Below are 21792 nucleotides of genomic sequence, written 5' to 3' on the forward strand. Positions count from 1 at the left end.
GCACGCATGGCACGGATCCTGATCGTAGAGGACGAGGAGAAAATCGCCCGCTTTGTGACACTCGAGCTGGAGCACGAGGGCTACCAGGTGGAGCACGCCGCCGACGGACGCACCGCCGTTGACCTGGCGTTGGAGCGCGACTACGATCTGATTCTGCTCGATGTACTGTTGCCGCAGCTCAACGGCATGGAGGTGCTGCGGCGCATACGCAAGCACAAGGATGCGCCAGTGATCATGGTCACCGCGCGCGATGCCGTGATGGACAAGGTTGCCGGGCTCGACGCCGGCGCCGACGATTACCTGACCAAGCCGTTTGCGATCGAGGAGCTGTTCGCACGGATCCGCGTGGCGCTGAAGCGCTCGGAAGCCGTGCGGGCGGCTTCGGGCGTTGGCGGCGCCGGGGCCGGGGCGGGCGTAGCGAGCGGCACGGCCGCCGGTATCGCCACAATGTCCCCGGCAACCGACTCGGCCAAGACCTCTGCCTCGCCCTCCCCCGCCACGCTCGCCGTGGGCTCGGTTGCGCTCGACCCCGACCGCCGCGAAGTTACGGTCGGTGGCTCGCCCATCGCGCTCACGGCTCGCGAGTTCGATGTCCTCGCCCTGCTTATGGCACACGCCGGCACCGTGCTCACGCGTGAGCGTATCGCGCACGAGGCGCTGGGCTACGAATACGTGGGCGACACCAACAACGTCGATGTGCACATCGCGCACCTGCGTGCCAAGATCGAAGACGCCGGCGGTGCCCGCATCATCCAGACCGTGCGCGGGGTGGGCTATGTCTGCCGCGCGTAACGCCGAGGCCAAGCGCGTCACCTCCATCGCCCGCGCCATCAACTGGAGCTATATGTGGCGTCGCCTGATGAGCTACGTCTGGCTCGATCTGTTGCTGTTGGTTATTGCGGTGGCGATCCTCGTCTATGGATACAACCAGACGCTGCCCAACGGCGCGTTTACCGCAGGATGGATCCCCGGCGCCGCCGTTCGCAGCATGTCGCTGACGCCCGCGCGCGGCTGGGACCTGACAACGCTCACCTATACCGTCGAGCTTGCGCGTACCACCAAGACTTTCCCCCTCGCGCAGGACCTCGTCGCGCTATGGCCTCTCTACCTTGTCGTTGTGAGTTGGCAGGTCATCAGCGTGCTCAACATGCTCGGCGGCGCCCGCCGCGTGCGCCGCACCATGGCGCCGCTCAACGACCTGGCCCTGCGCGTGGACGAACTCGGCCGCATGCAGCTCTCCGGCGGCAAGATGGAAACATTGGAGCAGGCCATCGAGCGCGCAAGCGTCGACTCGCCGAGCGTCACTACCGGCGACGCCGACCTGGCAAGCATCGAGGTTGCACTCAACCGCCTACTGCGCCAGATGCAAGAGGCCAAGCTGCAGCAGATGCGCTTTGTCAACGATGCGAGCCACGAGCTGCGCACGCCCATCGCGGTGATTCAGGGCTACGTGAACATGCTCGACCGCTGGGGCAAAGACGACCCGGACGTGCTGGCAGAGTCCATTGCCTCGCTCAAGGCCGAAAGCGAGCATATGCAGGAGCTCGTGGAGCAGCTGCTGTTTTTGGCGCGCGGCGATGCCGGACGCACGGTCCTGCGGCGTGCGAATACTAACCTGGCCGCACTGGTCGGCGAGGTATGCGAGGAATCGCAGATGATCGATGCCGAGCACACATATCGGCTGGCTTTTGACGCCTTGCTTGCCAGCGACCCGCGCTGCGACGCGCCCGTCGACGTGGCGCTCGTGAAGCAGGCTCTGCGCGTGATTGTGCAAAACGCCGCCAAGTACTCGGATGCGGGAACGACCGTCGCATTTGGCATAACGCCCAATGCGGGCTTGGGCACGATCGACATAAGTGTTGAGGACGAGGGCATCGGCATGAACCAGGAATCCGCAGCTCACGCGTTTGAACGGTTCTACCGCGCCGACAATGCACGCGATGCCGGCGCACAGGGCTCGGGTCTGGGGCTTGCCATTGCCAAGTGGATCGTCGACAGCCATGGCGGCGTCATTGGCGTGACCTCAGTCGAGGGCGTCGGCAGCCGCTTTACGATTCGCCTGCCGCGATAGGGATGCCCCTCGGCATAAATAAAGGGATAGAGCCACGCGGCTCTATCCCTTTTTGCTAGCTATGGCAGCTTGTGCGCTACTCGCGACACAGATGCACGGCGAAACCGGCGAACTCGCGCTTAAAGTACACGAGCTTGGTACCGCCGTCGGGCAGCAGCACGCGCGACTCCTCGTTGACCTCGAGCCCGCGCTCGGCAAACCACTTCTCCGCCGCATCGATGTCGTTGACGGCAAAGCCGATGTGGCCCTTGGTGCCACGACCGTTCTGCTTCATGATCTCGACCAGCGAATCGTTAAAGTACGAAACGGGGGTCTCGATGACGGGCAGGCCCATCATCGTCGAGAACAGCTCCGCGATCTCCAGGGCGTCTGCCGGGTCGGTGGCGTTAATGCCCACATGGGCAACGCGCATACCAAAGAGCTCTACCGGGTTGGCGTTCTGCTCACTCATGCAGTCAGCGCCTACTGAGCCATAACGTCGAGAACGGCCTTCTCGGCGGCAACGCGGTTCATGCCGGTCATGAAGGGCACGCCGCTCACGTACGGGCAGGTGAGGCCCTCGGGGGCAACGGTGGTGGCGATCAGCAGGTCGGCGCCCTCGTCGCAAGCGTCCTTGGCCTCGGAGATGGCGCACTGCACGATCTCATACTTGCCGGCATAACCGTTGGCGTCGAGCATGGTAGCGACCTTCTGGGCAACGAGCGTGGAAGTAGCAGCGCCAGCACCGCAAGCCAAAACGATCTTCTTCATAGGTAATGTCTCCCTTCATGGTTTACTTTAGGTAAGTGTACCGCAGCGAGCGATGGCACTTAGCCTCGATGAGCTTTTATGCCAGTTTGCTTGCGCGCTGCGTATAATACATCTAGTACGTGTTGCCATACCGCTCGCTTTATGAGCGACTAAGGACCCTAATATGCCCGATTCCCGCACCCTCTGGACCGCCGTCGTTATCATCTGCATCGCCGTGTCGGTGTTCTTTAGCGTCAAAAAACGCACCACGTTTAAACGCCTGCAGCAGCTTATGGCCGCTAAGCAGTGGGACGAGTTCGATCGCTTGCTCGACGGCAAACTCACCAGCATGCTGTACCCGCGCTACAACCGCGACTACCTGCGCCTGAACTCCTATCTGCTGCGCGAGGACCACAAGCGCGCCAGCGAGATGTTCGACCTGCTGCTGGGACTCAACCTGCCCAAGATGCAGCGCGTCGACCTGGTCATTAAGGCCTTTAACTACTACGTTGGCCAGGAGGACCGCAAAAAATCCAAGGAGTTGCTGCACGAGATCAAGGGCTTTGAGGGCGGTCAGGCCGAGGCAGTCGCACACGAATGCCAGCTGATGTACGACACGATGATCCTCAAGCGCCACAACGACATTCCCGAGCTGGAGCGCATGCTCGAAGAGGCCGGTGACGACAAGGTCAAGAGCTGCCGCCTGGAATACCTGCTGGCCCTGCAGTACAAGAACAAGGGCGACGAGGCCAAGTTTGCCGAGTACTTGGAAAAGTCGGGCCAGCACTCGATGGCTGTCAACGCGTAACGGGCGGCTTGTGCTAGACTTCTAGTCTCACGGGGGCGTGGCGGAATTGGCATACGCAGGAGACTTAAAATCTCTCGCCGCAAGGATTGTGGGTTCGAGTCCCACCGCCCCTACCATTGGCTTTTACGGGCCTGTATCTCCCAGGGATGCGGGCCCGTTTCTTTTGCACGCCGGTGGGGCTCGAACCCGCGAGGGGCGAGCGTTAAGCAAACGCGGAGCGTTTGTAGCGAGCCGGCGAGGGCGCCGGCAGGCGACCGAGGCCGGTGCGTATTTGCTGCGCAAATTCGCAGACGTCCCACCGCCCCTACCACGCATTGTTTACGAGCCCGTGTCCCCCGGAGACGCGGGCTCGTTTCTTGTGGATGCCGACACGGATGATAAGTTGCGGTGGAATAGTTCCTGTTTTGACTGGTTACCAGCTCATTTAAGAACTTTTTCACCGCAACTTAGATTGGCACTCCCACATTTTTCGATGGAAAAACGTGGTTGTCTCGCACATTTTCCGATGGAAAAACGTGGTTGTCTCGCACATTTTCCGATGGAAACGCCCAAATGGCCTTATACTAGCCGAGAGGGTTGGGAGGCAATATGCAACGACAGCTTATGAGTGAACTTATCGCTTGGAAATCAAGGGCGAATCGCAAACCTCTCTTGCTTAAGGGAGCCCGCCAGACAGGAAAGACTTGGCTTCTTAACGAATTCGCAAGCCAGCAGTATCGAAACGTCATTCGTTTTGACTTTATGCTCGAGCCGAGCACACGCTCGCTGTTCGATGGGGACCTCGACCCCAAGCGCATCATCTCCCAGATAGAGCTCCTACGTGGCCAAACCGTAACGCCGACAGACACGCTCATCATCTTCGACGAGATCCAAGAGGCGCCACGCGGGATCACCTCGCTCAAGTACTTCAACGAGCTTGCACCCGAATACCACATCGTAGCAGCCGGTTCCTATATGGGCCTCGCGCTCCGACGCGAAAACGAGTCATTTCCCGTCGGCAAAATCGACCAGCTCACCATGCGTCCCATGGGGTTTGCCGAGTTCGTTCGCGCCGTCGACGGCAACCCGCTCGCCGACGCCATCCTTGCCGCAGACATGAACCTTCTAGCAAACGTCACCGAAAAGCTCGTGCACTTGCTCAAGGAATACCTTGTTGTCGGTGGTATGCCCGAAGTTGTCTCCGCTTTCGCCGAGACACGCGACTTCATTGAAGCCCGAAGGCTTCAGCAGCAAATCATCGAGGCTTACGAATCCGATTTTGGCAAACATGCACCCGCCCGCATCGTCGAGCGCATGAGGTTGGTTTGGAAATCCCTTCCCGGCCAGCTTGCCAAGGAGAACAGGAAGTTTGTCTATGGCGCCCTTCGCCCCGGAGCGCGCGCACGCGATTTTGAGGAAAGCCTCCAGTGGCTCACGGACTACGGAATCGTTCATAAGGTGCCACGTGTTTCCGCTCTAAAGGCACCGCTCTCGAGCTACGAAGACCTCTCGGGCTTCAAACTGTTCTGCATCGACACCGGCATCCTCGGAGCGCTCTCCGGTCTCTCTCCGGCCATCGTTCTTAACGGATCCGCTGTTTTTACCGAGTTCAAAGGTTCGCTGACCGAACAATACGTCGCGCAGGAGCTTTTGATCCAGGACAAAACTCCCGTGTATTGGTCCTCTACCTCTGGCAATGCCGAAACCGACTTTGCCATCGACCATGCGGGAACCGTGCTTCCGCTTGAGGTCAAGGCGGCAGAGAACCTTAAAGCGAAGAGTCTGAAAATAGCCTGCGAAAAATTCAAACTCGAGCGTTGCGTGAGGAGCTCTCTGGCGGCATATAGAGACGAGGACACGCTCGTCAATATTCCGCTTTGGGAAATTGGGCAAATCGACAAACTGGCATAAAGGCTGCGGAGGCGCTCAGCAAGGACTGTCCCCAGGTGCCGGCAGAAAAAACGTCCCTAGGTGCCGGCTGTTGAGTTGCGGTGGAATAGGGACTGGTTGGGGCCCGAAAGGGCGATTTTAGTCCGCATTTCACCGCAACTCAGAGGAAGACGGTTAAAGAGCACTCAGGCTCGGGGTCCAGGCGATGGTGGGAGTCGCGCCGTCGAGAACCTCGTTGATGGTGGCGGCCATGCCGGCGAGTAAGCTGTTCTCGCTTACAGTGAGCGTCTTGTAGCCGCCGGCTCGCATAAGCTCGCGGATTACCACGGCACCAGCCAAGATCACGCCCGCGCGTTTGGGCTGTACACCCGGTAGAGCGGCGATGCCGTCCGCATCCAACGCAGACATGCGCTCGATAGCGGCCGAAACCTGATCCAGCGAAAGCTCGCGCAGGTGCACAAAGCTCGAATCGTACGGTTCCAGCTCATGAACGAGCGCCACGAGTGTGGTGACGGTGCCACCCACTGCGACCAAGCGTTCGGCGCGCTCAAAATTGCTCGGCAGGCCCTCAAAATAGGCAGCGAACTGCTCGCCCGCCCACGCGGCAGCGGCAGTAAGCTCGCCGCGTGCGGGCGGCAGTGCCGAGAAAAATCGCTCCGTCACACGGCGACAACCGATGTCCAGCGAACGCGCGCCCTCCAGCGCAAAGACCCCACGCTCCGGCGCATAGACGCCCGTCGCGAGCTCCGTTGATCCGCCGCCCGAATCGGCAACAATGATGCGCTCGCCGGCAAAGTCGTGCGCCACGCCAAAAAACGTCAGGCGCGCCTCGACCTCGCCCGGAATCACCTGCGGTTCGAGCCCCAGCTCACGCAGACCGTCCAGCAGCAGTGCGGCATTGGATGCATCGCGCGCGGCGCTCGTGCATGTGGTGCAAATGCACGCGGCCCCAAAGGCACGCGCCTCGTCCACAAACATGCGGCATGCAGCGAGCACGCGCTCGACCGCCGCCTCGCAAAAGCGACCCGTCGCGTCCACACCCTCGCCCAGGTCGGTAATCTCGGTATGCTTGGACGATTCCACGATCGCCCCGCCCTCGACCTGCGCCAGCACCAGTCGCGACGACACCGTTCCCAGATCGATCGCCGCCACCTTATATCGTTTGCAATCTGCCATTGCGGGCTCCCCTCCGGGCGCTATTTGCCGTTGGACACGACCGTCTGGCCCTCGACACCGTTAAACCCAAACAGCATGTCGAGCGCCTGGATGTACCACGGGGCGTCCTTACCGACTTCTTCGATTTCCTTGGCAACTTCGCTGGCCTTCTTGGCGTTCGACGACTTCTTGCTCGAAGACGAATCCGAATCGTCGTCCAGGCCCTGCACTTCAACCCTCTTCTCGCCGGGCATCACCAGGCCCAGATCCTCGGACGCCGCATCCTTAATGCCCTCCTCCGAGAGCAGTTTGTCGACGCTTTTTTGCAGCTCATCATTGTATTGCTGACGAATCTCGACCTGCTTGGCCAAGATATCGCTCGAACGCTTTGCCACGTACAGATCGCGCACGGGGAAATACAGGCTCACGAGCACCAGGGCAACGACAATGCCGATGAATAGCCCTCGCTGAGGACCGTGGGTAAAGTCGTAGATCGCCTTGACCACCGCGTTGTCGTTGGCGTAGTGCATAAAGTCCGAGCCCGAAAAACGGTTCGAAGGCCTGCTCGACCTATCGTGCGTTTGAGCCGACGAGCGCTGAGCATGCGACGAACGTGCCGGGCGCACTGGTCCATCTGTCGAAGTATTCACTTGAGCATTGGGGCGCGAGGTACTTGTCGGGCGCTGCATGGAGCGGTCGGCGCCGGCGTAGGCGGACCCACCGAGCTGCACCGTGCGCGCACGGCGAGGCGACGGCTCACGCGAACCGGCGGAATAGTACCTGTTGTCGTAAATCTGATCCATGTGCGCCTTGTGCGGTTGAGGTTTGTTTGCGCTAAGTATTCTAGTTATAGCACGAGCGCCCGCACCGCCTTCGCCAGCCTTTGCTCGACATAAAAAAGGCGCTGAGTCATATGGCCCAGCGCCCAATGGTGCTCAACAGCGCCCGGCTGGAGCAAGGCAAATCCGAGTCTTCCCCGCCCCCGCGACCTCCGCGTGCCTAGCGAATGTTGTAGAACGCGGCCTTGCCGGCGTAGCGCGCGCTGCCCTCAAGCTCGTCCTCGATGCGGATGAGCTGGTTGTACTTGGCGATACGGTCGCTGCGGCACGGGGCGCCCGACTTGATCTGGCCGGCGTTGACGCCCACGACCAGGTCGGCGATCGTGGAGTCCTCGGTCTCGCCGGAACGGTGGCTCACGATGCAAGCGTAGCCGGCCTCCTTGGCGGTCTCGATGGCCTCGAGCGACTCGGTGAGCGTGCCGATCTGGTTGACCTTGACCAGGATCGCGTTGGCGGCACCCAGCTCGATGCCCTTCTTGAGGCGCTCGGTGTTGGTGACGAACAGGTCGTCGCCCACCAGCTGCACCTTGTTGCCAATGCGACGGGTGAGCTCAACCCAGCCGTCCCAGTCCTCCTCGGCCATGCCGTCCTCGATGGAGATGATGGGATAGGTGTCGACGAGCTTCTCCCAGTAATCAACCATCTGGGCACTCGTGTACTCCACGCCCTCGCCCTTGAGCTCGTACATGCCGGTCTCGGCGTTGTAGAACTCGGTCGAGGCCGGGTCCATGGCGTACATGAAGTCGATGCCGGGCTTAAAGCCGGCCTTCTCCACGGCCTTGGTGATGTACTCGAACGGCTCGGCATTGGTCTTAAGGTTGGGGGCAAAGCCGCCCTCGTCGCCCACGCCGCCGCCCAGGCCGGCCTCGTGCAGCACGCCCTTGAGGGTGTGGTAGACCTCGGCGCACCAACGCAGGCCCTCGGCAAAGCTCGGGGCGCCCACCGGCATGATCATGAACTCCTGGAAGTCGACGTTGTTGTCGGCATGCACGCCGCCGTTGAGAATGTTCATCATGGGCGTGGGCAGCAGGTGAGCGTTGACGCCGCCCAGGTACTGGTACAGCGACAGGCCCGCCGACTCGGCAGCGGCGCGGGCAACGGCCAGCGACACGCCCAGGATGGCGTTGGCACCGAGCTTGGTCTTGTTGGGGGTACCGTCCGCGGCAATCAGCGCGGCATCGACGGCACGCTGGTCGAAGGCGTCGAGGCCGGCGACGGCATTGGCGCACTCGTTGTTGACGTGCTCGACGGCCTGAGAGACGCCCTTGCCCAGATAGCGGCCCTTGTCGCCATCGCGCAGCTCGCAAGCCTCAAAGGCACCGGTCGAAGCGCCCGAAGGCACCATCGCGCGACCGAAGCTACCGTCCTCGAGCACAACCTCGACCTCGACGGTGGGATTGCCGCGGCTGTCGAGCACCTCGCGACCGTAAACGTCCAAAATATCGCTCATGTTGTCTCCCTCTCACTTGGAAACGTAGTGGATGCAAGCGACCGGCTGACCGTGCACCATCGGTGCGCCTCCGTAAGTTAGCCATGTCGCACTTTTTGCATTATGCCCTAAGTTAGCCGAGGGATACACTTGATTTTCGAAAAATTTAGCGGGAACGATGAGGCGTGTCAGCCCGTCGTTCCCGCAGTCTTACTCCTCCGCCTTTGCGGCATCCCACAGGTCGTTGAGGCCGTGGGTCGAAAGCTCGGCAAGATCCACGTGGGCATCGGCCGCCATCTGCTCCATCGCAGCCCAGCGACGGCGAAACTTGGCCGTGCTCGCGCGCAGGGCGCTCTCGGCGTCGATACCCTCCTTGCGCGCGACGTTGACCAGGGCAAAGAGCAGATCGCCAAACTCCATTTCGCGCTCGGGCGAGCCAGGGGCCTCGGCCTCAAACTCGGCACGCTCCTCGGCGACCTCGTCCCACACATCCTGGACCGTCTCCCACTCAAAGCCCACGGCAGCCGCCTTGCGCGACACCTTCTGAGCCTGCATCAGCGCCGGCAGATGCGTGGGCACGCCGTCGAGCAGGCCCTCGGGCGCCGCCTCGCTTGCCGCAACGGCCTTGTCCTTGGCGGCCTTCTCGGCAAGCTTGACCTCGTCCCAAATCTTGAGCACCTCGTCGGAGCTATCGGCATCCACATCGCCAAACACGTGCGGATGGCGCCGGATGAGCTTGGCGTCGATATCGTGCGCCACGTCGGCCAGCGTAAACTCGCCGGCGTCCGCCGCAATCTGCGCATGCAGTACGACCTGCATGAGCACGTCGCCCAGCTCCTCGCGAAGGTGTGCCGCATCATCGGCCTCGATGCAGTCGAGCGCCTCATAGGCTTCCTCGATCATGTTCTTGCCAATGCTGCGGTGCGTCTGTTCGCGGTCCCACGGGCAGCCATCGGGCTGACGCAGACGCCAGATGGTCTGCACCAGATGCTGCAGCTCGGTCGACGCGTCTACCAGCGTGGACAGATCGCGCGAGCCCTCGGCATTTTGCTGAGCCATGTGCTGCGCCATGGCTACTCCTCCTCCATGACCACGTGGCGGAACGCGCCGCCCTCGTAGATGCCGTAGCTGTGCGAGCCGTCCTTGGGGATGCTCACGCTACCGGGGTTGAAGAGCCACAGGCCCGGGTGCGCGGCGCTTTCCTCGTTGACCTTGATGTGCGTATGGCCGTAGACGAGCGCGGAGCCCTCGGGCAACGCGGGCGCGCGGTCGACGCTGTTGTGCATACCGGCGCCAAAGACATGGCCGTGCGTCAGGAACAGCTCGCGGCCGGTCTCGTCGAACAGCGTGGCGTAGTCGGCCATGACGGGGAAGTCGAGCACCATCTGGTCGACCTCGGCGTCGCAGTTGCCGCGCACCGCGATGATGCGGTCGGCCAGGGCGTTGAGCAGCGGGATTACGCGCTTGGGAGCATAGTCGCGCGGCAGGTCGTTACGCGGGCCATGGTAGAGCAGGTCGCCCAGCAGAACGATGCGGTCGGGCTGCTCGGACTCGATGGCGGCACAGAGGCGCTCAGCCCAGTATGCCGAGCCGTGGATGTCGGAGGCGATGAGGTATTTCATGGTGGTCCTTTCGGTGAGGTTGATGAGGTGGGTGTGGCGCGTCGCCGACCGTGTCACTCAAATTGCAGAGCCGCGGCTTGTGCTGTCTGCATCACGCGCTGGAGCGGCACACCGTGCTCGCGGGCAAGGCGGGCGCAGTCCTCGTACTCGGGCGCTGCACGCTCGCTGCCGTCGGGCAGGGTGGCCACCTTGACGGACACCTCGCCCCATGGCGTCGTCACCTGCTCAAAGCGGCGTGGCAGGCAAACGCGTTCCATGACCTGGCGACGGATGCCATTGGTCGTGGTTTCCAAAAAGATGATCGTCTGCAGGCGCTCGATGTCCTCGTGGGCGCAGATTACCTGCAGCTGCCAGCCGGGACGGCCTTTCTTGCAATAGACGGGCAGCCAGTACACCTCGCGCGCACCCGCCTCGCGCAGGCGGTCGGCGGCGTAGGCGAGCACCTCGGGCGACGCGTCGTCGATGTCGCATTCCAGTTTGATGATGGTTTCGGGCGCATCGGTCTCGCGGGACAGCGGGGATTTGCTATCGCATTGCATACGGTCCGGGTCCTTTCCACACGGGCTCGTTTTGTTCATCCAAACGCTAGCACATCGGACATGGCACAGGCGCGACTTTCGTCCGTCGTCGCCCTCGTCCTCATCCAAACATGTACGCCAGCCTCCAAACATGTCATTTTTTGTCGGTTTTGGAGGCTGATGTACACGTTTTGAGAGCGCAAGCGAGGCCGCACCGCGCGCCGCGCAGCCCTTCCAATCGATTTCGACCCCCGACGTGCCCGGCGTTTTGAGAGTTGCGCCATTACAATGGAGCGAATTCGCTTGACGCAAAGGAGTCGCCATGCCCGCCTGCCCGCTGGTCGATTGCCATACCCACACCTCGTTCTCGGACGGGCATGCCTCGTTTGAGGACAACGTCCGCGCCGCTGCTGCGGCCGGTTGCCGCGTTATGGTCTCGACCGACCACCTCACCCTGCCCGCCAGCATGGATGCCAACTGCGAGGTGCAGGTCGTCGAGGGCGACTTGCCGGCACATCGTTTGGCCTTTGAGGACGCCCGCAAACTCGCCGCGCAGATTGCGCCGGAGCTCACCTTTATCTACGGTTTTGAATGCGATTGGTACGAGGGCTGCGAGCCCTTGGTAGAGCGCTGGTCAGCGAGCGCCGTGGTGCGCTTGGGCAGCGTGCACTGGATTGGCGACCCGGGCGATATCATGGCCGGCGCCGCGGGCACGGCGGGAACAGAGAGCGTCGCTCGCCCCGATACGCCCGATTCGCTTTGTGGCTGGATCGACGACGATACCAACCTGCATGTTTGGGAAAACTTAGGCGTACGCGGCGTATGGGAACACTACGTCGACGACTGGTGCCGTGCTTGCGAAAGCTCGCTTAACTTTGACGTGATGGCCCACCCCGACCTGGTCATGCGTTTTTCGAAGGAGGGCTTTGCGCCCGATTTTGACCCGGCGCCGTTTTGGGGGCAGGTGGCCGAGTGCGCGCACGATACGGGTCGCCGTGTCGAAGTCTCGACCGCCGCACCGCGTAAGGGCCTCGACGACTATTACCCCTCGACGGGGCTGTTGCGCTGCTTCGCCCACGCCGAGGTGCCAATCACTTTTGGCTCGGACGCGCACCGCGCCTGCGACATCTGCTGGAACATTCGCGAGGCTCAGGCCCACGCCTACGACTGCGGTTATCGAACCTTCGACATCCCCCACGCCACCAGCGAATGGGAGTCCACGCCCCTCGCCTAACTAGTCGTTTAAGAACGTCCCCAATAACTAGTGGCGGCGGGCGTTGAGTTCGCCGGCCAGCTCGTCGAGGGTAATGCCGTAGCGCTCGAGCGTCACGAGCAGGTGGTAGATCAGGTCGCCGGCCTCGTAGCGAATGTGATCGTGGTCGTTATCCTTGCAGGCCATGATCACCTCGCTCGCCTCCTCGGCAAGCTTCTTGAGCAGCTCGTCCTCGACGTCGGTCAGCAGACGGGCGGTGTAGCTCTCCTGTGGCGACGCATCGCGACGACCGTGAATCACCTCGGCCAGACCCGTCAGCGTCTCGCCGATATTTCCCGGCTGCACGTTAGCTGTTCTGACTCCCATGGTTATTTCCTCTCGTTACTGCAGCGTAAAGTAGGTACCGGTCTCATCGAACCGAGGCTTTGCGCCCTTTTTCTCAAAGAACTCGACGATGACGGCATGGGCCTCATCGAGCCTTTCCTTCTCGGCCTCGAGCCAAAGCGACTGCTCCCCGCAGGCATCAGTCAGGTGCACGCGGCATGGCACGCCCGCGCGGAGGAGCTCGGTGTTGCAGTCGGCGACCTCGAACGGCGTCACGACTTTCATCGCACTCCCCCTTCCACGCGCTTAAAGAAGCAGGTACGGTTGCCGGTATGGCAGGCCGGGCCCGGCGAGTCCACCTTGACCAGCAGCGTATCGCTATCGCAGTCGGCCCAGAGCTCCTTGACCTCTTGCATGTTGCCACTCGTCGCGCCCTTGTTCCAGAGCTCCTGGCGGCTGCGGCTCCAAAACCACGTGGTGCCGGTCTTGAGCGTCAGCCCCACCGATTCCTCGTTCATCCAAGCAACCATAAGCACCTCACCGGTGTCATACTGCTGAACCACACAAGGAATCAGCCCGCGGGCGTCGTACGTAAGATCAGACGCTTCTATTACCTCAGTCATCATTTCTCCCAAGTAATTACCGTAAACCCCACAGGTCGGCGAGGGTTGTCCAGGTGCCGCAGGTTGCCGCGAAAGAGGAGCGACGCGTACTTTGGTACGCGATCGACGGTTTGAGCGGCAAGATGCGGCGCCTGGGCAAGCCGCAGCGAAGCCCGCAGCATTAGAAGTCTAACCTCACAGGAATACCTTGAGAGGCCATATACTCTTTGACTTCGCGAATGCTGAAGGTTCCAAAGTGAAAGACGCTCGCCGCCAGAACGGCATCGGCCTCGCCCTCGATCACGCCCTCGGCAAAATGCTCGAGTGTGCCCACGCCGCCGCTTGCGATGACGGGAATCGGTACCGCGCGCGCCACGGCGCGAGTGAGCGCCAAATCGAAGCCGGCCTTGGTGCCGTCGCGGTCCATGCTGGTCAGTAGGATTTCGCCGGCGCCGCGACGAGCCGCCTCCTCGGCCCACGCCACCGCGTCGACACCCGTAGCGTTGCGGCCGCCCGCCGTAAAGACCTCCCACTTATCGGCGCCCGGTTCCCCGGGCAGCCCCACGCGCTTGGCATCAATCGCCACGACCACGGCCTGGCTGCCAAACGCCGCGGCAGCCTGGCTAATCAGCGACGGATCGCGCACGGCCGCCGAGTTGAGCGACACCTTGTCGGCACCGGCGGCAACCATGGTGCGCATGCCCGCCAGGTCGCGAAAGCCGCCGCCCACGGTATAGGGAATGGCCAGCTCCTCGGCCGCATGCGCCGCCATCTCGATAGTCGTCGCACGGTTGTCGCTCGTGGCGGTAATGTCCAGAAATACGACCTCGTCCGCACCCTCGCAGTCGTAGGCACGCGCCAGCTCCACCGGATCGCCCGCATCGCGCAAGCTCACAAAGTTGACGCCCTTGACCACACGGCCGTCCTTGACGTCCAGACAGGGAATCACGCGTTTGGCAAGCATGGGCTACTCCTCCCCTCGGGCGGCGGCCAGCGCCTGTGCCAGCGTAAAGTTGCCTTCGTAGAGCGCACGGCCGGTAATGGCGCCTTCAATCGCGACCTCGCCCACCGCGGCCAGCGCGCGGATGTCGTCGAGCGTCGAGATACCGCCCGACGCCACGACGGGAAAGCCCGCGACCTCGGCCACATGGCGATACGCCGCCACATCGATGCCCGTCTGCATGCCATCGCGCGCGATGTCGGTATACACCAGATGCTTAAAGCCCAGCTCGGAAAGCTGCGCCACGACATCGTCGAGCGCCACGCCCGTGCCGTCGCGCCAGCCGTTCACCTTGACCTGGCCGTCGTGTGCGGCAATGTCAGCCACCAGCAGCTCGCCAAAGCCTTGGGCTGCCACCTCAGCAAAACCCGGCTCGGTCACCAGCACGGTGCCCAGCGCAATACGACGCGCGCCGTAGCCAGCCAGCTCGTCGATGCGTGCGAGCGAGCGAACGCCGCCGCCCACGTCCACGGACAGGCCGTCGACGCCGCAGATAGCCTTAATCGCCGCCGAGTTGGCAGCGCACGCGTCCTCGTCCTCGCCAAAGGTAGCGGACAGGTCGACGACGTGCACCCAGTTCGCGCCCTGCTCGGCAAACGAGCGGGCGACGGCCACGGGGTCGTCGGAATATACCTTGCAGCGGCTGCGGTCGCCGCGCTCCAGGCGCACGACCTTGCCGCCGATCAGATCGATTGCGGGAAACAGAATCATCGGCCAACCTCCTCGACGATGCTGACGAAGTTCTTAAGGATACGCTGACCCAGCGCGGAGGATTTCTCGGGATGGAACTGGCAGCCCCACACGTTGCCATGGCGCACGATGCACGGGAAACTCCGCGTATAGTGCGTGCGTGCCAGCACATCGGCGGCATCGACGTCGTCGGCCACCGCGTAGCTGTGGGTGAAGTACATGTTGGCGCCCTCGGCAAAACCGGCAAGCAGCGGATCGGCCGCACCGGCGGGCGTCATGTGCACCTGGTCCCAGCCCACGTGCGGCACCTTCAGGCGACTCGACTCCAGGCGCGTACACGAACCGCGCATGATGCCCAGGCCATCGACCCAGGGGCCGTCAGCCTGCTCGGGGGCGTTACCGTCGGCGACCACGCCCTCGTCCGCAGGCACGCCCTCGTTGCCGCGCTCAAAAAACAGCTGAAGGCCCAGGCAGATGCCGAGCAGCGGAGTTCCGGCGGCGACGGCATCGAGCACCGCGTCCGCCTCGCCGCTCTGACGCATAAAGGCGATCGCGTCATAGAACGCGCCCACGCCCGGGATGACCAGGCCGTCCGCGTTGCGGATCTGCTCCGGATCATCCGACGTGCAGGCGGCGGCACCGGCGCGCGCAAGCCCGCGCACGACGCTCGACAAGTTGCCCTTGTGGTAGTCGACCACCACGATCTTCGGTTCGCCCACGCGACCCCTCCCTTTTCCCATTCAAAACCACCACAAAGGGGACAGGCGCCTTCGTGGTGGTTTTACCCTTGTATCGGTTACAGCGAGCCCTTGGTGCTGGGGATGCCCTGCACGCGGGGATCGAGCTCGCAGGCGCGGCGCATTGTGCGGCCCACGGCCTTAAAGGCGGCCTCGATAATGTGATGCGAGTTGCCGCCCGCCAACTCGCGCACGTGCAGCGTGAGCTTGGCATCGCGCGCAAAGGCATAGAAGAACTCAACGGCCAGCTCGGTATCAAAACTGCCCACGCGCTCGGTCGGCACGGGCAGCTCGCAGTAGGCCTGGCCGCGACCCGAAATGTCCACGGCGGCCATCACGAGCGTCTCGTCCATGGCGATCGCCGCATCGGCAAAGCGCGTAATGCCCGCCTTGTTGCCCAACGCTTGGCAAAACGCCTCGCCCAGCACAATGCCCGTATCCTCAACGGTGTGGTGCGCATCGACCTCGACGTCGCCCACCGCGCGCACCGTCAAATCAAACAAACCATGGCGGCCAAAGGCGTTAAGCATGTGGTCGAAAAACGGCACGCCGGTCGAGATATCACACGCACCGGTTCCATCCAGGTCGAGCTTGACGACAATATCGGTCTCCCCCGTCTTACGGGTTACCTCGGCATAACGGCCCATCTACATCTCCTCCTTCACCAGCGCGGCAAACGCAGCCAGCACCTCGTCGTTTTCCCGCGGCGTACCCACGGTAATGCGCAGACAGCCCGCAAGCCCCAGCGCATAGCTAAAGTCGCGCACCAGAATCGAATACTCGTCGCGCAGACGCTCGCGCACGCGCGTGGCATGCGGCGTGCGCACGAGCACAAAATTCGCCGCGCTCGGCCATGCCTCCACGGGCATGCCCTCGGCAGCCATTGCGCGCAGGGCGCACAGCTCGCGCTCGCGCTCGGATGCGACCTGCGCCACCACGGGCGCGTAGGCATCGCGGGCACGCACGCAGGCAAGCGCGGCGGCCTGGCTCAGCACATTGACCGAATAGATCTGGCGAATCGCCGCGAACACGTCGATGACCTCGGGCGCCGCGATCACGTAGCCCAGACGTGCGCCGGCGGCGCCAAACGCCTTGGACAGTGTATGCAGAATCACCAGGTTGGGATGCTCGGCGATAAGTCCCTGCGCCGTAGTGGCCGCGCCAAACGAATCGTCGGCAAACTCAACATAGGCCTCGTCGACCATCACCATGCCGGGGCACGCATCGCACAGCGCCGCGACAAAGTCGAGCGGCGCCACGTCGCCCGTGGGATTGTTGGGCGAGGTCACGATCGCCAGGTTGCACTCGGGTGCGGCCGCGAGCACGGCAGCCTGGTCGAGCTCAAAGGTCGACGGGTCGCGCCACACGTCGCGCACCTCGGTCTGGCAAAGCGACGCAAAGAACGCATACTCGCTAAAGCACGGCGGGCAGTTGAGCAGGGTTCGCCCCGCGCCGCCAAACGCCAGCAGGTAGTTATAGAGCAGCTCATCGCCACCGTTGCCCACGCAGATGTTCTCGCGTGCCACGCCATGCCAAGCGGCAAGCTCGTCGCGCAGGTCATTGGACATGGGGTCGGGATAGCGGTTGAGCGGCGTGGCGGCGAGTGCCGCGTCGACCGCCTCGCGCACGCCAGCCGGCACGGGATAGGTGTTCTCGTTGGCCGAAAGATTGATGCGCGTGGGCGTAAAGTTGGGATCGTAGGGCTCGATGCCGGTCAAGTAGGGCTGGACGAGCTCCTTCATGCGCGGCGTGAGTTCGGTCATGTTAGACCTCCTCACCGGTCGCGTCAGCGGCACCGCCCGTAGCCGCCGCCAGGTCCACGCCCTCGGCAACCGTCGCCACGGCGTCGCCCGGCCAGGCAACCTTAGTCAGGTCGGCCGCCGCCAGCGACTCGGCACTCACGGCATCCTCGCCCTGCTCCAGCATGCGGCGGCGCAGCGCAGCCGAAAGCGCGTGTGCCCACAGGCCCTCGGCCTCGGCCAGACGCTGCGTAGCGGGAGCGTCGGAGAGCAGGCCCTCGGGCGTATAGCAAATGACGCTCGAGCGCTTGACGAACTCCTCCACCGAAAGCGGGTTGGAAAACATGGCCGTGCCGCCGGTCGGCAGCGTGTGGTTGGGGCCGGCAACATAATCGCCGAGTGGCTCGGAGCTCCAAGCGCCCACAAAGATGGCACCGGCGTTGCGGATACCGCCAAGCAGGCCCATCGCGTCCTTGCAGTGCAGCTCAAGGTGCTCAGGAGCCACGGTGTTCACGGCCTCGACGGCGGCAGCCATGTCGGCGGCCACCACGATGGTGCCCTCGTTATCGAGCGAGGCGCGCGTGATCTCGGCGCGCGGCGACTGCGCCACTAGAATATCGATGCCCGCCTCGACCTCGTGCGCAAACTGCTCGTCGCAGGTCACCAGATAGCAGGCTGCCAGCGGATCGTGCTCGGCCTGGGCCATCAGGTCGGCCGCGACCACCATAGGCTTGGCCGTGGCATCGGCCAGCACGCAGACCTCGGAGGGACCAGCGACCATATCGATTCCGACGTCGCCCGAGACAATCTGCTTGGCGGCGGCAACAAAGGCGTTGCCCGGGCCGGTAATCTTGTCGACACGCGGAATGGTCTCGGTGCCGTACGCCAGCGCGGCCACAGCCTGGGCGCCGCCCACCATATAGATTTCGTCCACGCCGCCGAGCTTTGCCGCGGCAAGCGTGTAAGGGCTGATCAGGCCGTCTTTTTGCGGCGGGGTCACCATGACCACGCGCTTGACGCCGGCCACCTTGGCGGGAATGGCATTCATGAGCACCGTGGAGGGATACTGCGCGCGGCCGCCCGGCACATAGATGCCGGCCGCCGCGAGCGGGGTCACCTTAACGCCGAGCATCGTGCCGTCCGGGCGTGTGGTAAACCAGCTCTGCTCGACCTCGCGCTGGTGGAACTCACGAATCTGGCGTGCAGCCTTTTCGAGCGCCACGACAAAAGCGGGATCGAGGCCTTCGAGCGCGGCATCGATCTGTTCCTGAGGCAGGCGGAAGCTCTGCAGCTCAACACCGTCAAAACGCTGACAGTAATCGCGCACCGCGGTATCGCCGTTGGCGCGCACGTTGGCCACGATATCGCGGGCGGCGTCGACGATGTTTTGCGGCAGCACGCCCTTGCGGTTGAGCTGGTTGGTAACGAGGCGCTCACCGGGAGCAAGCTTGATAGTCTTCATATCGGTATCCCCTATCGGTCGAGGTTTTAGTTCGAAAAACGAGAGACCGGGCGGCGGCACCAATCGGCCCGCAGCCCGGACGTTGGGGCGCCCGTGCGCGCTCGCGCTATTGTGCCGAGCCCGCGACGGGCTCAAAATGCTTGTCCTTCACGGCCGCGGCCAGGCGATCTGCCAGATTACGCACGCGCGGATCTAAGCGCGCGGCACCCGGGTTGACAAAGAAGCGGGCAGTGCAGTCCATGATGCGGCCGGTGATGACCAGGTCGTTGTCGCGCAGCGTGGCACCCGTGGCCGTAATATCCACGATGCGATCGGTCATGCCGACGATGGGGCCCAGCTCGATGTTACCGTGCAGCGAAACGATGTCGACATTCACGCCGCGCTCGGCATACCAGGCACTCGCGATGCGCGGGTACTTGGTTGCCACGCGAAGCGAACCGCGACGGGCATAGTTGCGCTCAGCCTGACCAGCGCGCCACGCGGGCTCCGCCTCAATGAAAGTGCACAGGCCGTAACCCAGATCGACCAGCTGCAGCAGGTTGAGGTCTGCCTCGATAAGCGAGTCCCAACCGCAGATGCCGCAATCGGCACCGCCGCAGCCCACAAAGGCGGGCGCATCGCTGGGACGCACGATGACAAACTCGATATCGCCGACCGTGCCCTCGCCGGCACGCGTGTCGCGGCCGCGCACGATCAGGTGACGGCCGGGATCGCGCAGCTCCGAGACATCCAAGCCCGCGGCCTCGAGCACGTCGAGCGTGTCGGCCTTGAGCGAGCCCTTGGGCACGGCGATGCGTAGCGGGCCCTCGGCGCCACGGCCCACGGCGTGGTCGCCATCGGAAGCGGCGTCCTCGGCCGAGGTGCACGCGGCCTCCAGACGCTCGAGCGAAAAGGCGAAACCCGCCGCCGGCACCTCGATGCCGTCGCCAAATGCGCCGGTAAAGATGGAGTCGTAGCGGCCGCCCGAACCGACCGGGTCAGGCAGGCCGCCGGCATAGGCCTTAAAGACCAGGCCCGTGTAGTAATCGAAAGAGTTCATGATGGAGAAGTCGAACGACAGCACCTGGGCGTCCCCGGGAGCCAGGCCCTCGACCAGAGCACGCAGCTCACTCGTGAGCGGCGCGACGATGCCCGCCGCCGCCAGAAGCACATCGACGCGGTCGAGTACCTCGGCGCCGCCGTGCAAGCGCGGCAGCTCGCTAATGGCAACCTTGACGGCATCGGACTCGGCGCTTGCCGCCACGCGGGCATCGAGGCCCACAAAGTCGTTGGCGTGCACGCAGCGCAGGGCCTCGGCAGCCAGCTCGCGATCCTCGCACGCCGCGAGCAGCTCCTTAAACGGACGCACGCTACCTGCGATAATGCGCGCATCGGGCAGCGCCAGCTTGCGCACGGCCTCGGCCACGAGCGAGACAATCTCGACATCGCCCGCGGTGTCGCCCGCACCGATAAGCTCAAAGCCCAGCTGTGTAAACTGGCGCGAGCCGCCGGCATTGCGCTGGCACTCACGAACCACCGGCGCCTCGTAGCGAAGGCGTAGGGGCAGGTCGGCCGCGCGCATGCGGGTCGAAACCAGACGAACGATCGGCAATGTGTTGTCGGGACGGACCACCAGCAGGCGACCGTCGTCATCAAAGAGCTTAAACGGCGTGTCCGCAATGCGGCCGCCTTCCTCGAGCGAACCCTTGTCCTCGAGCAGCGGCGTCTCGACCGGAAGGTAATGATGCTCCCTGAAGCAGCCCTTCACCGTCAGCGCAATCTCCTCGCGCGCCTGAGCCTCCTCGGGCAATATGTCCCGGAATCCCCACGGTGTGGCCGTCATCTGGTGAGCCTCCTCATGCTGTGTTTCATATAGAGCAGAAGACCGGCATAGCTCCGCCGGTCTTCTGGGTACTTTAGCATACTAGAGTGCTTGCGGGGAAAATCCGTCGCAGCCGCTCACACCGTATTCATCTGGAAACATAGGGTAGGTTGCCGCAGCCCGACCCCACCTAGGCGCCAATCGCGCGTCGGTACTCCGCCATAACCTGAGCGTCGGCTGCCGCGGGATTGGCAAAATAGCGCCAGTCATAGGTCTCGGCCGAAACAACTCCGCGATAGCCGCGCGCCACCAGCCTATCTAGGTCGGCGCGCATATCGCGGTCGCCGTCACCCCAAGCAAGATGCGTCGTGCCGTCTGCCGCAACATCGACAAAATGCACGTGGGCGACATCATCGCCAAGCAGATCGAAATAATCGTCGATGGTATCCCCTGCCACCGCCATAGCGCCCAAATCCAGACACGCCTTAAGTGCCGGATGATCAACTGCCTCGATCATGCGCTTCGTGTCGGCCGCCGAGTTCACGATCATCGACTCAACCGGCTGTAGGGCCTCGAGCACCAGTCGCACGCCGCGCTCTCCCGCATGCTCGGCAATCGCACGCAGCATCGAGGCGCTGCGACCCCACGCGTCCTCGATCGGCTCGTTCAAAAATGCCCAGCCGCTCGAGACCATGACCTGCTCGGCTCCAAGTTCCGCCGCGATATCCACAACGTTCTTAAAGTACGCGAGCGTGCGGGCACGCGCCTCATTCCCGCGCGCCGCGATATTCCACGGCTTGGGGTTGTTCTGTTCGGGACAAAGCCCCACAACCCGAACCCCATACCGGTGTGACAGCTCCCGCACCTGCTCGAGCGAATCGTATCCATGGCAATCGACATACAGATGCATCGCCCCGGTCCAAAGCTCGCAACACGTGTAGCCCGAAGCCGACGCCGAAGAAAAGAACTCCTCAAGGTCAAAATAACGATGGCTGATATTCATGACGGCAAGCTGGGGATAGCTCATAATTACTCTCCAACCCAAGCGAGGCCCCGTTCCATATAGGAGCGAGGCCCAATTACACAAACGTTATTTGCTCTTAGTAGTCGAACTGGTGATAGTAGCGACGGTACTTGAGGTTGTGCTTGGTGACCGTCTCGTAGTAGCGAGCCAGGCGGTCGGT

The 21792-nt window shown here is 63.1% G+C and carries 24 protein-coding genes and 1 tRNA gene; 6 read left to right on the forward strand and 19 right to left on the reverse strand.

The annotated features are described in order from the left end of the window. Positions 1-6 precede the first annotated feature (6 nt). Complete coding sequence (locus tag DXB53_RS05195) at positions 7-792, forward strand: response regulator transcription factor (protein ID WP_117583604.1); 786 nt, start codon at positions 7-9, stop codon at positions 790-792. After that, positions 776-2071, forward strand: a complete 1296-nt coding sequence (locus tag DXB53_RS05200; protein ID WP_117583605.1) for a cell wall metabolism sensor histidine kinase WalK — start codon at positions 776-778, stop codon at positions 2069-2071. Before DXB53_RS05195 ends, DXB53_RS05200 begins: the two co-directional genes overlap by 17 nt. Positions 2072-2147: 76 nt before the next feature. Here the strand turns inward: DXB53_RS05200 and DXB53_RS05205 are convergent, their stop codons facing one another. Next, positions 2148-2522, reverse strand: coding sequence for a VOC family protein (locus tag DXB53_RS05205; RefSeq protein ID WP_117564907.1), 375 nt, complete (start codon positions 2520-2522; stop codon positions 2148-2150). A gap of 11 nt (positions 2523-2533) precedes the next feature. Continuing rightward, the gene (locus tag DXB53_RS05210; RefSeq protein WP_055252380.1) at positions 2534-2821 is read right to left on the reverse strand and encodes a PTS sugar transporter subunit IIB; all 288 of its coding nucleotides are present in this window, start codon (positions 2819-2821) and stop codon (positions 2534-2536) included. Positions 2822-2984: 163 nt separating this feature from the next. On the opposite strand from DXB53_RS05210, the gene DXB53_RS05215 reads away from it, so the two are divergent. The 3 genes from DXB53_RS05215 to DXB53_RS05225 all read left to right on the forward strand — a co-directional run bounded on the left by DXB53_RS05215 (position 2985) and on the right by DXB53_RS05225 (position 5498). Continuing rightward, entirely contained in the window at positions 2985-3608 is a 624-nt protein-coding gene (locus DXB53_RS05215) for a hypothetical protein (protein ID WP_117583606.1), read from the forward strand. A 31-nt stretch (positions 3609-3639) separates the two neighbouring features. Continuing rightward, positions 3640-3724: transfer RNA gene (locus tag DXB53_RS05220), tRNA-Leu, on the forward strand. Between the two features lie 487 nt (positions 3725-4211). Then, positions 4212-5498 carry an ATP-binding protein gene (locus DXB53_RS05225; RefSeq protein WP_233503816.1) on the forward strand — a complete coding sequence of 429 codons (1287 nt, stop codon included), beginning with the start codon at positions 4212-4214 and terminating at the stop codon, positions 5496-5498. A 153-nt stretch (positions 5499-5651) separates the two neighbouring features. Here DXB53_RS05225 and DXB53_RS05230 read toward each other — a convergent pair whose 3' ends face one another. The 6 genes from DXB53_RS05230 to larC all read right to left on the reverse strand — a co-directional run bounded on the left by DXB53_RS05230 (position 5652) and on the right by larC (position 11061). Beyond that, positions 5652-6653, reverse strand: coding sequence for a hypothetical protein (locus tag DXB53_RS05230; protein ID WP_117583608.1), 1002 nt, complete (start codon positions 6651-6653; stop codon positions 5652-5654). Positions 6654-6673: 20 nt separating this feature from the next. After that, positions 6674-7435: a hypothetical protein gene (locus DXB53_RS10115; protein WP_229028219.1), complete on the reverse strand. Its 762-nt coding sequence runs from the start codon at positions 7433-7435 to the stop codon at positions 6674-6676. 196 nt (positions 7436-7631) lie between these two features. Further along, on the reverse strand, positions 7632-8921 hold the full coding sequence (gene eno / locus DXB53_RS05240; RefSeq protein WP_117583609.1) for a phosphopyruvate hydratase: 1290 nt from the start codon (positions 8919-8921) through the stop codon (positions 7632-7634). A gap of 189 nt (positions 8922-9110) precedes the next feature. Next, positions 9111-9971 carry a nucleoside triphosphate pyrophosphohydrolase gene (gene mazG, locus DXB53_RS05245; RefSeq protein WP_117583610.1) on the reverse strand — a complete coding sequence of 287 codons (861 nt, stop codon included), beginning with the start codon at positions 9969-9971 and terminating at the stop codon, positions 9111-9113. Between the two features lie 2 nt (positions 9972-9973). Next, the gene (gene yfcE, locus DXB53_RS05250; protein WP_117583611.1) at positions 9974-10522 is read right to left on the reverse strand and encodes a phosphodiesterase; all 549 of its coding nucleotides are present in this window, start codon (positions 10520-10522) and stop codon (positions 9974-9976) included. A gap of 53 nt (positions 10523-10575) precedes the next feature. Beyond that, positions 10576-11061 carry a nickel insertion protein gene (larC, locus tag DXB53_RS10120; protein WP_233503817.1) on the reverse strand — a complete coding sequence of 162 codons (486 nt, stop codon included), beginning with the start codon at positions 11059-11061 and terminating at the stop codon, positions 10576-10578. 301 nt (positions 11062-11362) lie between these two features. Here larC and DXB53_RS05260 point away from each other — a divergent pair, with 301 nt between their 5' ends. Then, a complete protein-coding gene (locus DXB53_RS05260; RefSeq protein ID WP_117583613.1) occupies positions 11363-12274 on the forward strand; it encodes a PHP domain-containing protein in 912 nt (303 codons plus the stop codon). Between the two features lie 27 nt (positions 12275-12301). On the opposite strand, the gene hisE is transcribed toward DXB53_RS05260, so the two are convergent. The 11 genes from hisE to DXB53_RS05315 all read right to left on the reverse strand — a co-directional run bounded on the left by hisE (position 12302) and on the right by DXB53_RS05315 (position 21635). Continuing rightward, the gene (hisE, locus tag DXB53_RS05265) at positions 12302-12619 is read right to left on the reverse strand and encodes a phosphoribosyl-ATP diphosphatase (protein WP_117583614.1); all 318 of its coding nucleotides are present in this window, start codon (positions 12617-12619) and stop codon (positions 12302-12304) included. A gap of 15 nt (positions 12620-12634) precedes the next feature. Further along, on the reverse strand, positions 12635-12862 hold the full coding sequence (locus DXB53_RS05270; protein WP_117583615.1) for a hypothetical protein: 228 nt from the start codon (positions 12860-12862) through the stop codon (positions 12635-12637). After that, on the reverse strand, positions 12859-13200 hold the full coding sequence (gene hisI / locus DXB53_RS05275) for a phosphoribosyl-AMP cyclohydrolase (protein WP_117583616.1): 342 nt from the start codon (positions 13198-13200) through the stop codon (positions 12859-12861). The genes DXB53_RS05270 and hisI overlap by 4 nt, the downstream gene beginning before the upstream one ends. Before the next feature lie 160 nt (positions 13201-13360). Further along, positions 13361-14143: an imidazole glycerol phosphate synthase subunit HisF gene (gene hisF, locus DXB53_RS05280; protein WP_117583617.1), complete on the reverse strand. Its 783-nt coding sequence runs from the start codon at positions 14141-14143 to the stop codon at positions 13361-13363. Positions 14144-14146: 3 nt separating this feature from the next. Beyond that, positions 14147-14890 carry a HisA/HisF-related TIM barrel protein gene (locus tag DXB53_RS05285; RefSeq protein ID WP_117583618.1) on the reverse strand — a complete coding sequence of 248 codons (744 nt, stop codon included), beginning with the start codon at positions 14888-14890 and terminating at the stop codon, positions 14147-14149. Then, positions 14887-15588 (reverse strand): imidazole glycerol phosphate synthase subunit HisH, encoded by a 702-nt coding sequence (locus DXB53_RS05290; RefSeq protein ID WP_233503818.1) that lies wholly within the window; start codon positions 15586-15588, stop codon positions 14887-14889. The genes DXB53_RS05285 and DXB53_RS05290 overlap by 4 nt, the downstream gene beginning before the upstream one ends. Positions 15589-15665: 77 nt before the next feature. Beyond that, a complete protein-coding gene (hisB, locus tag DXB53_RS05295) occupies positions 15666-16253 on the reverse strand; it encodes an imidazoleglycerol-phosphate dehydratase HisB (RefSeq protein ID WP_117583620.1) in 588 nt (195 codons plus the stop codon). Continuing rightward, positions 16254-17369, reverse strand: coding sequence for a histidinol-phosphate transaminase (hisC, locus tag DXB53_RS05300; RefSeq protein ID WP_117583621.1), 1116 nt, complete (start codon positions 17367-17369; stop codon positions 16254-16256). It abuts the gene before it with no gap. A 1-nt stretch (position 17370) separates the two neighbouring features. After that, complete coding sequence (hisD, locus tag DXB53_RS05305) at positions 17371-18807, reverse strand: histidinol dehydrogenase (RefSeq protein WP_117583622.1); 1437 nt, start codon at positions 18805-18807, stop codon at positions 17371-17373. A 106-nt stretch (positions 18808-18913) separates the two neighbouring features. Continuing rightward, positions 18914-20629, reverse strand: coding sequence for an ATP phosphoribosyltransferase (hisG, locus tag DXB53_RS05310; RefSeq protein WP_117583623.1), 1716 nt, complete (start codon positions 20627-20629; stop codon positions 18914-18916). 169 nt (positions 20630-20798) lie between these two features. Further along, complete coding sequence (locus DXB53_RS05315; RefSeq protein WP_117583624.1) at positions 20799-21635, reverse strand: sugar phosphate isomerase/epimerase; 837 nt, start codon at positions 21633-21635, stop codon at positions 20799-20801. Positions 21636-21792 lie beyond the last annotated feature (157 nt).

Source organism: Collinsella sp. OM04-5 (assembly GCF_003439125.1).
GTDB lineage: Bacteria > Actinomycetota > Coriobacteriia > Coriobacteriales > Coriobacteriaceae > Collinsella.

Excerpts from the sequence above, each read along its gene's own strand:
- DXB53_RS05195 (WP_117583604.1), top strand. The coding sequence starts at position 7 with ATGGCACGGATCCTGATCGTAGAGGACGAGGAGAAAATCGCCCGCTTT.
- DXB53_RS05200 (WP_117583605.1), top strand. The coding sequence starts at position 776 with ATGTCTGCCGCGCGTAACGCCGAGGCCAAGCGCGTCACCTCCATCGCC.
- DXB53_RS05205 (WP_117564907.1), bottom strand. The coding sequence starts at position 2,522 with ATGAGTGAGCAGAACGCCAACCCGGTAGAGCTCTTTGGTATGCGCGTT.
- DXB53_RS05210 (WP_055252380.1), bottom strand. The coding sequence starts at position 2,821 with ATGAAGAAGATCGTTTTGGCTTGCGGTGCTGGCGCTGCTACTTCCACG.
- DXB53_RS05215 (WP_117583606.1), top strand. The coding sequence starts at position 2,985 with ATGCCCGATTCCCGCACCCTCTGGACCGCCGTCGTTATCATCTGCATC.
- DXB53_RS05225 (WP_233503816.1), top strand. The coding sequence starts at position 4,212 with ATGAGTGAACTTATCGCTTGGAAATCAAGGGCGAATCGCAAACCTCTC.
- DXB53_RS05230 (WP_117583608.1), bottom strand. The coding sequence starts at position 6,653 with ATGGCAGATTGCAAACGATATAAGGTGGCGGCGATCGATCTGGGAACG.
- DXB53_RS10115 (WP_229028219.1), bottom strand. The coding sequence starts at position 7,435 with ATGGATCAGATTTACGACAACAGGTACTATTCCGCCGGTTCGCGTGAG.
- eno (WP_117583609.1), bottom strand. The coding sequence starts at position 8,921 with ATGAGCGATATTTTGGACGTTTACGGTCGCGAGGTGCTCGACAGCCGC.
- mazG (WP_117583610.1), bottom strand. The coding sequence starts at position 9,971 with ATGGCGCAGCACATGGCTCAGCAAAATGCCGAGGGCTCGCGCGATCTG.
- yfcE (WP_117583611.1), bottom strand. The coding sequence starts at position 10,522 with ATGAAATACCTCATCGCCTCCGACATCCACGGCTCGGCATACTGGGCT.
- larC (WP_233503817.1), bottom strand. The coding sequence starts at position 11,061 with ATGCAATGCGATAGCAAATCCCCGCTGTCCCGCGAGACCGATGCGCCC.
- DXB53_RS05260 (WP_117583613.1), top strand. The coding sequence starts at position 11,363 with ATGCCCGCCTGCCCGCTGGTCGATTGCCATACCCACACCTCGTTCTCG.
- hisE (WP_117583614.1), bottom strand. The coding sequence starts at position 12,619 with ATGGGAGTCAGAACAGCTAACGTGCAGCCGGGAAATATCGGCGAGACG.
- DXB53_RS05270 (WP_117583615.1), bottom strand. The coding sequence starts at position 12,862 with ATGAAAGTCGTGACGCCGTTCGAGGTCGCCGACTGCAACACCGAGCTC.
- hisI (WP_117583616.1), bottom strand. The coding sequence starts at position 13,200 with ATGACTGAGGTAATAGAAGCGTCTGATCTTACGTACGACGCCCGCGGG.
- hisF (WP_117583617.1), bottom strand. The coding sequence starts at position 14,143 with ATGCTTGCCAAACGCGTGATTCCCTGTCTGGACGTCAAGGACGGCCGT.
- DXB53_RS05285 (WP_117583618.1), bottom strand. The coding sequence starts at position 14,890 with ATGATTCTGTTTCCCGCAATCGATCTGATCGGCGGCAAGGTCGTGCGC.
- hisB (WP_117583620.1), bottom strand. The coding sequence starts at position 16,253 with ATGGGCCGTTATGCCGAGGTAACCCGTAAGACGGGGGAGACCGATATT.
- hisC (WP_117583621.1), bottom strand. The coding sequence starts at position 17,369 with ATGACCGAACTCACGCCGCGCATGAAGGAGCTCGTCCAGCCCTACTTG.
- hisD (WP_117583622.1), bottom strand. The coding sequence starts at position 18,807 with ATGAAGACTATCAAGCTTGCTCCCGGTGAGCGCCTCGTTACCAACCAG.
- hisG (WP_117583623.1), bottom strand. The coding sequence starts at position 20,629 with ATGACGGCCACACCGTGGGGATTCCGGGACATATTGCCCGAGGAGGCT.
- DXB53_RS05315 (WP_117583624.1), bottom strand. The coding sequence starts at position 21,635 with ATGAGCTATCCCCAGCTTGCCGTCATGAATATCAGCCATCGTTATTTT.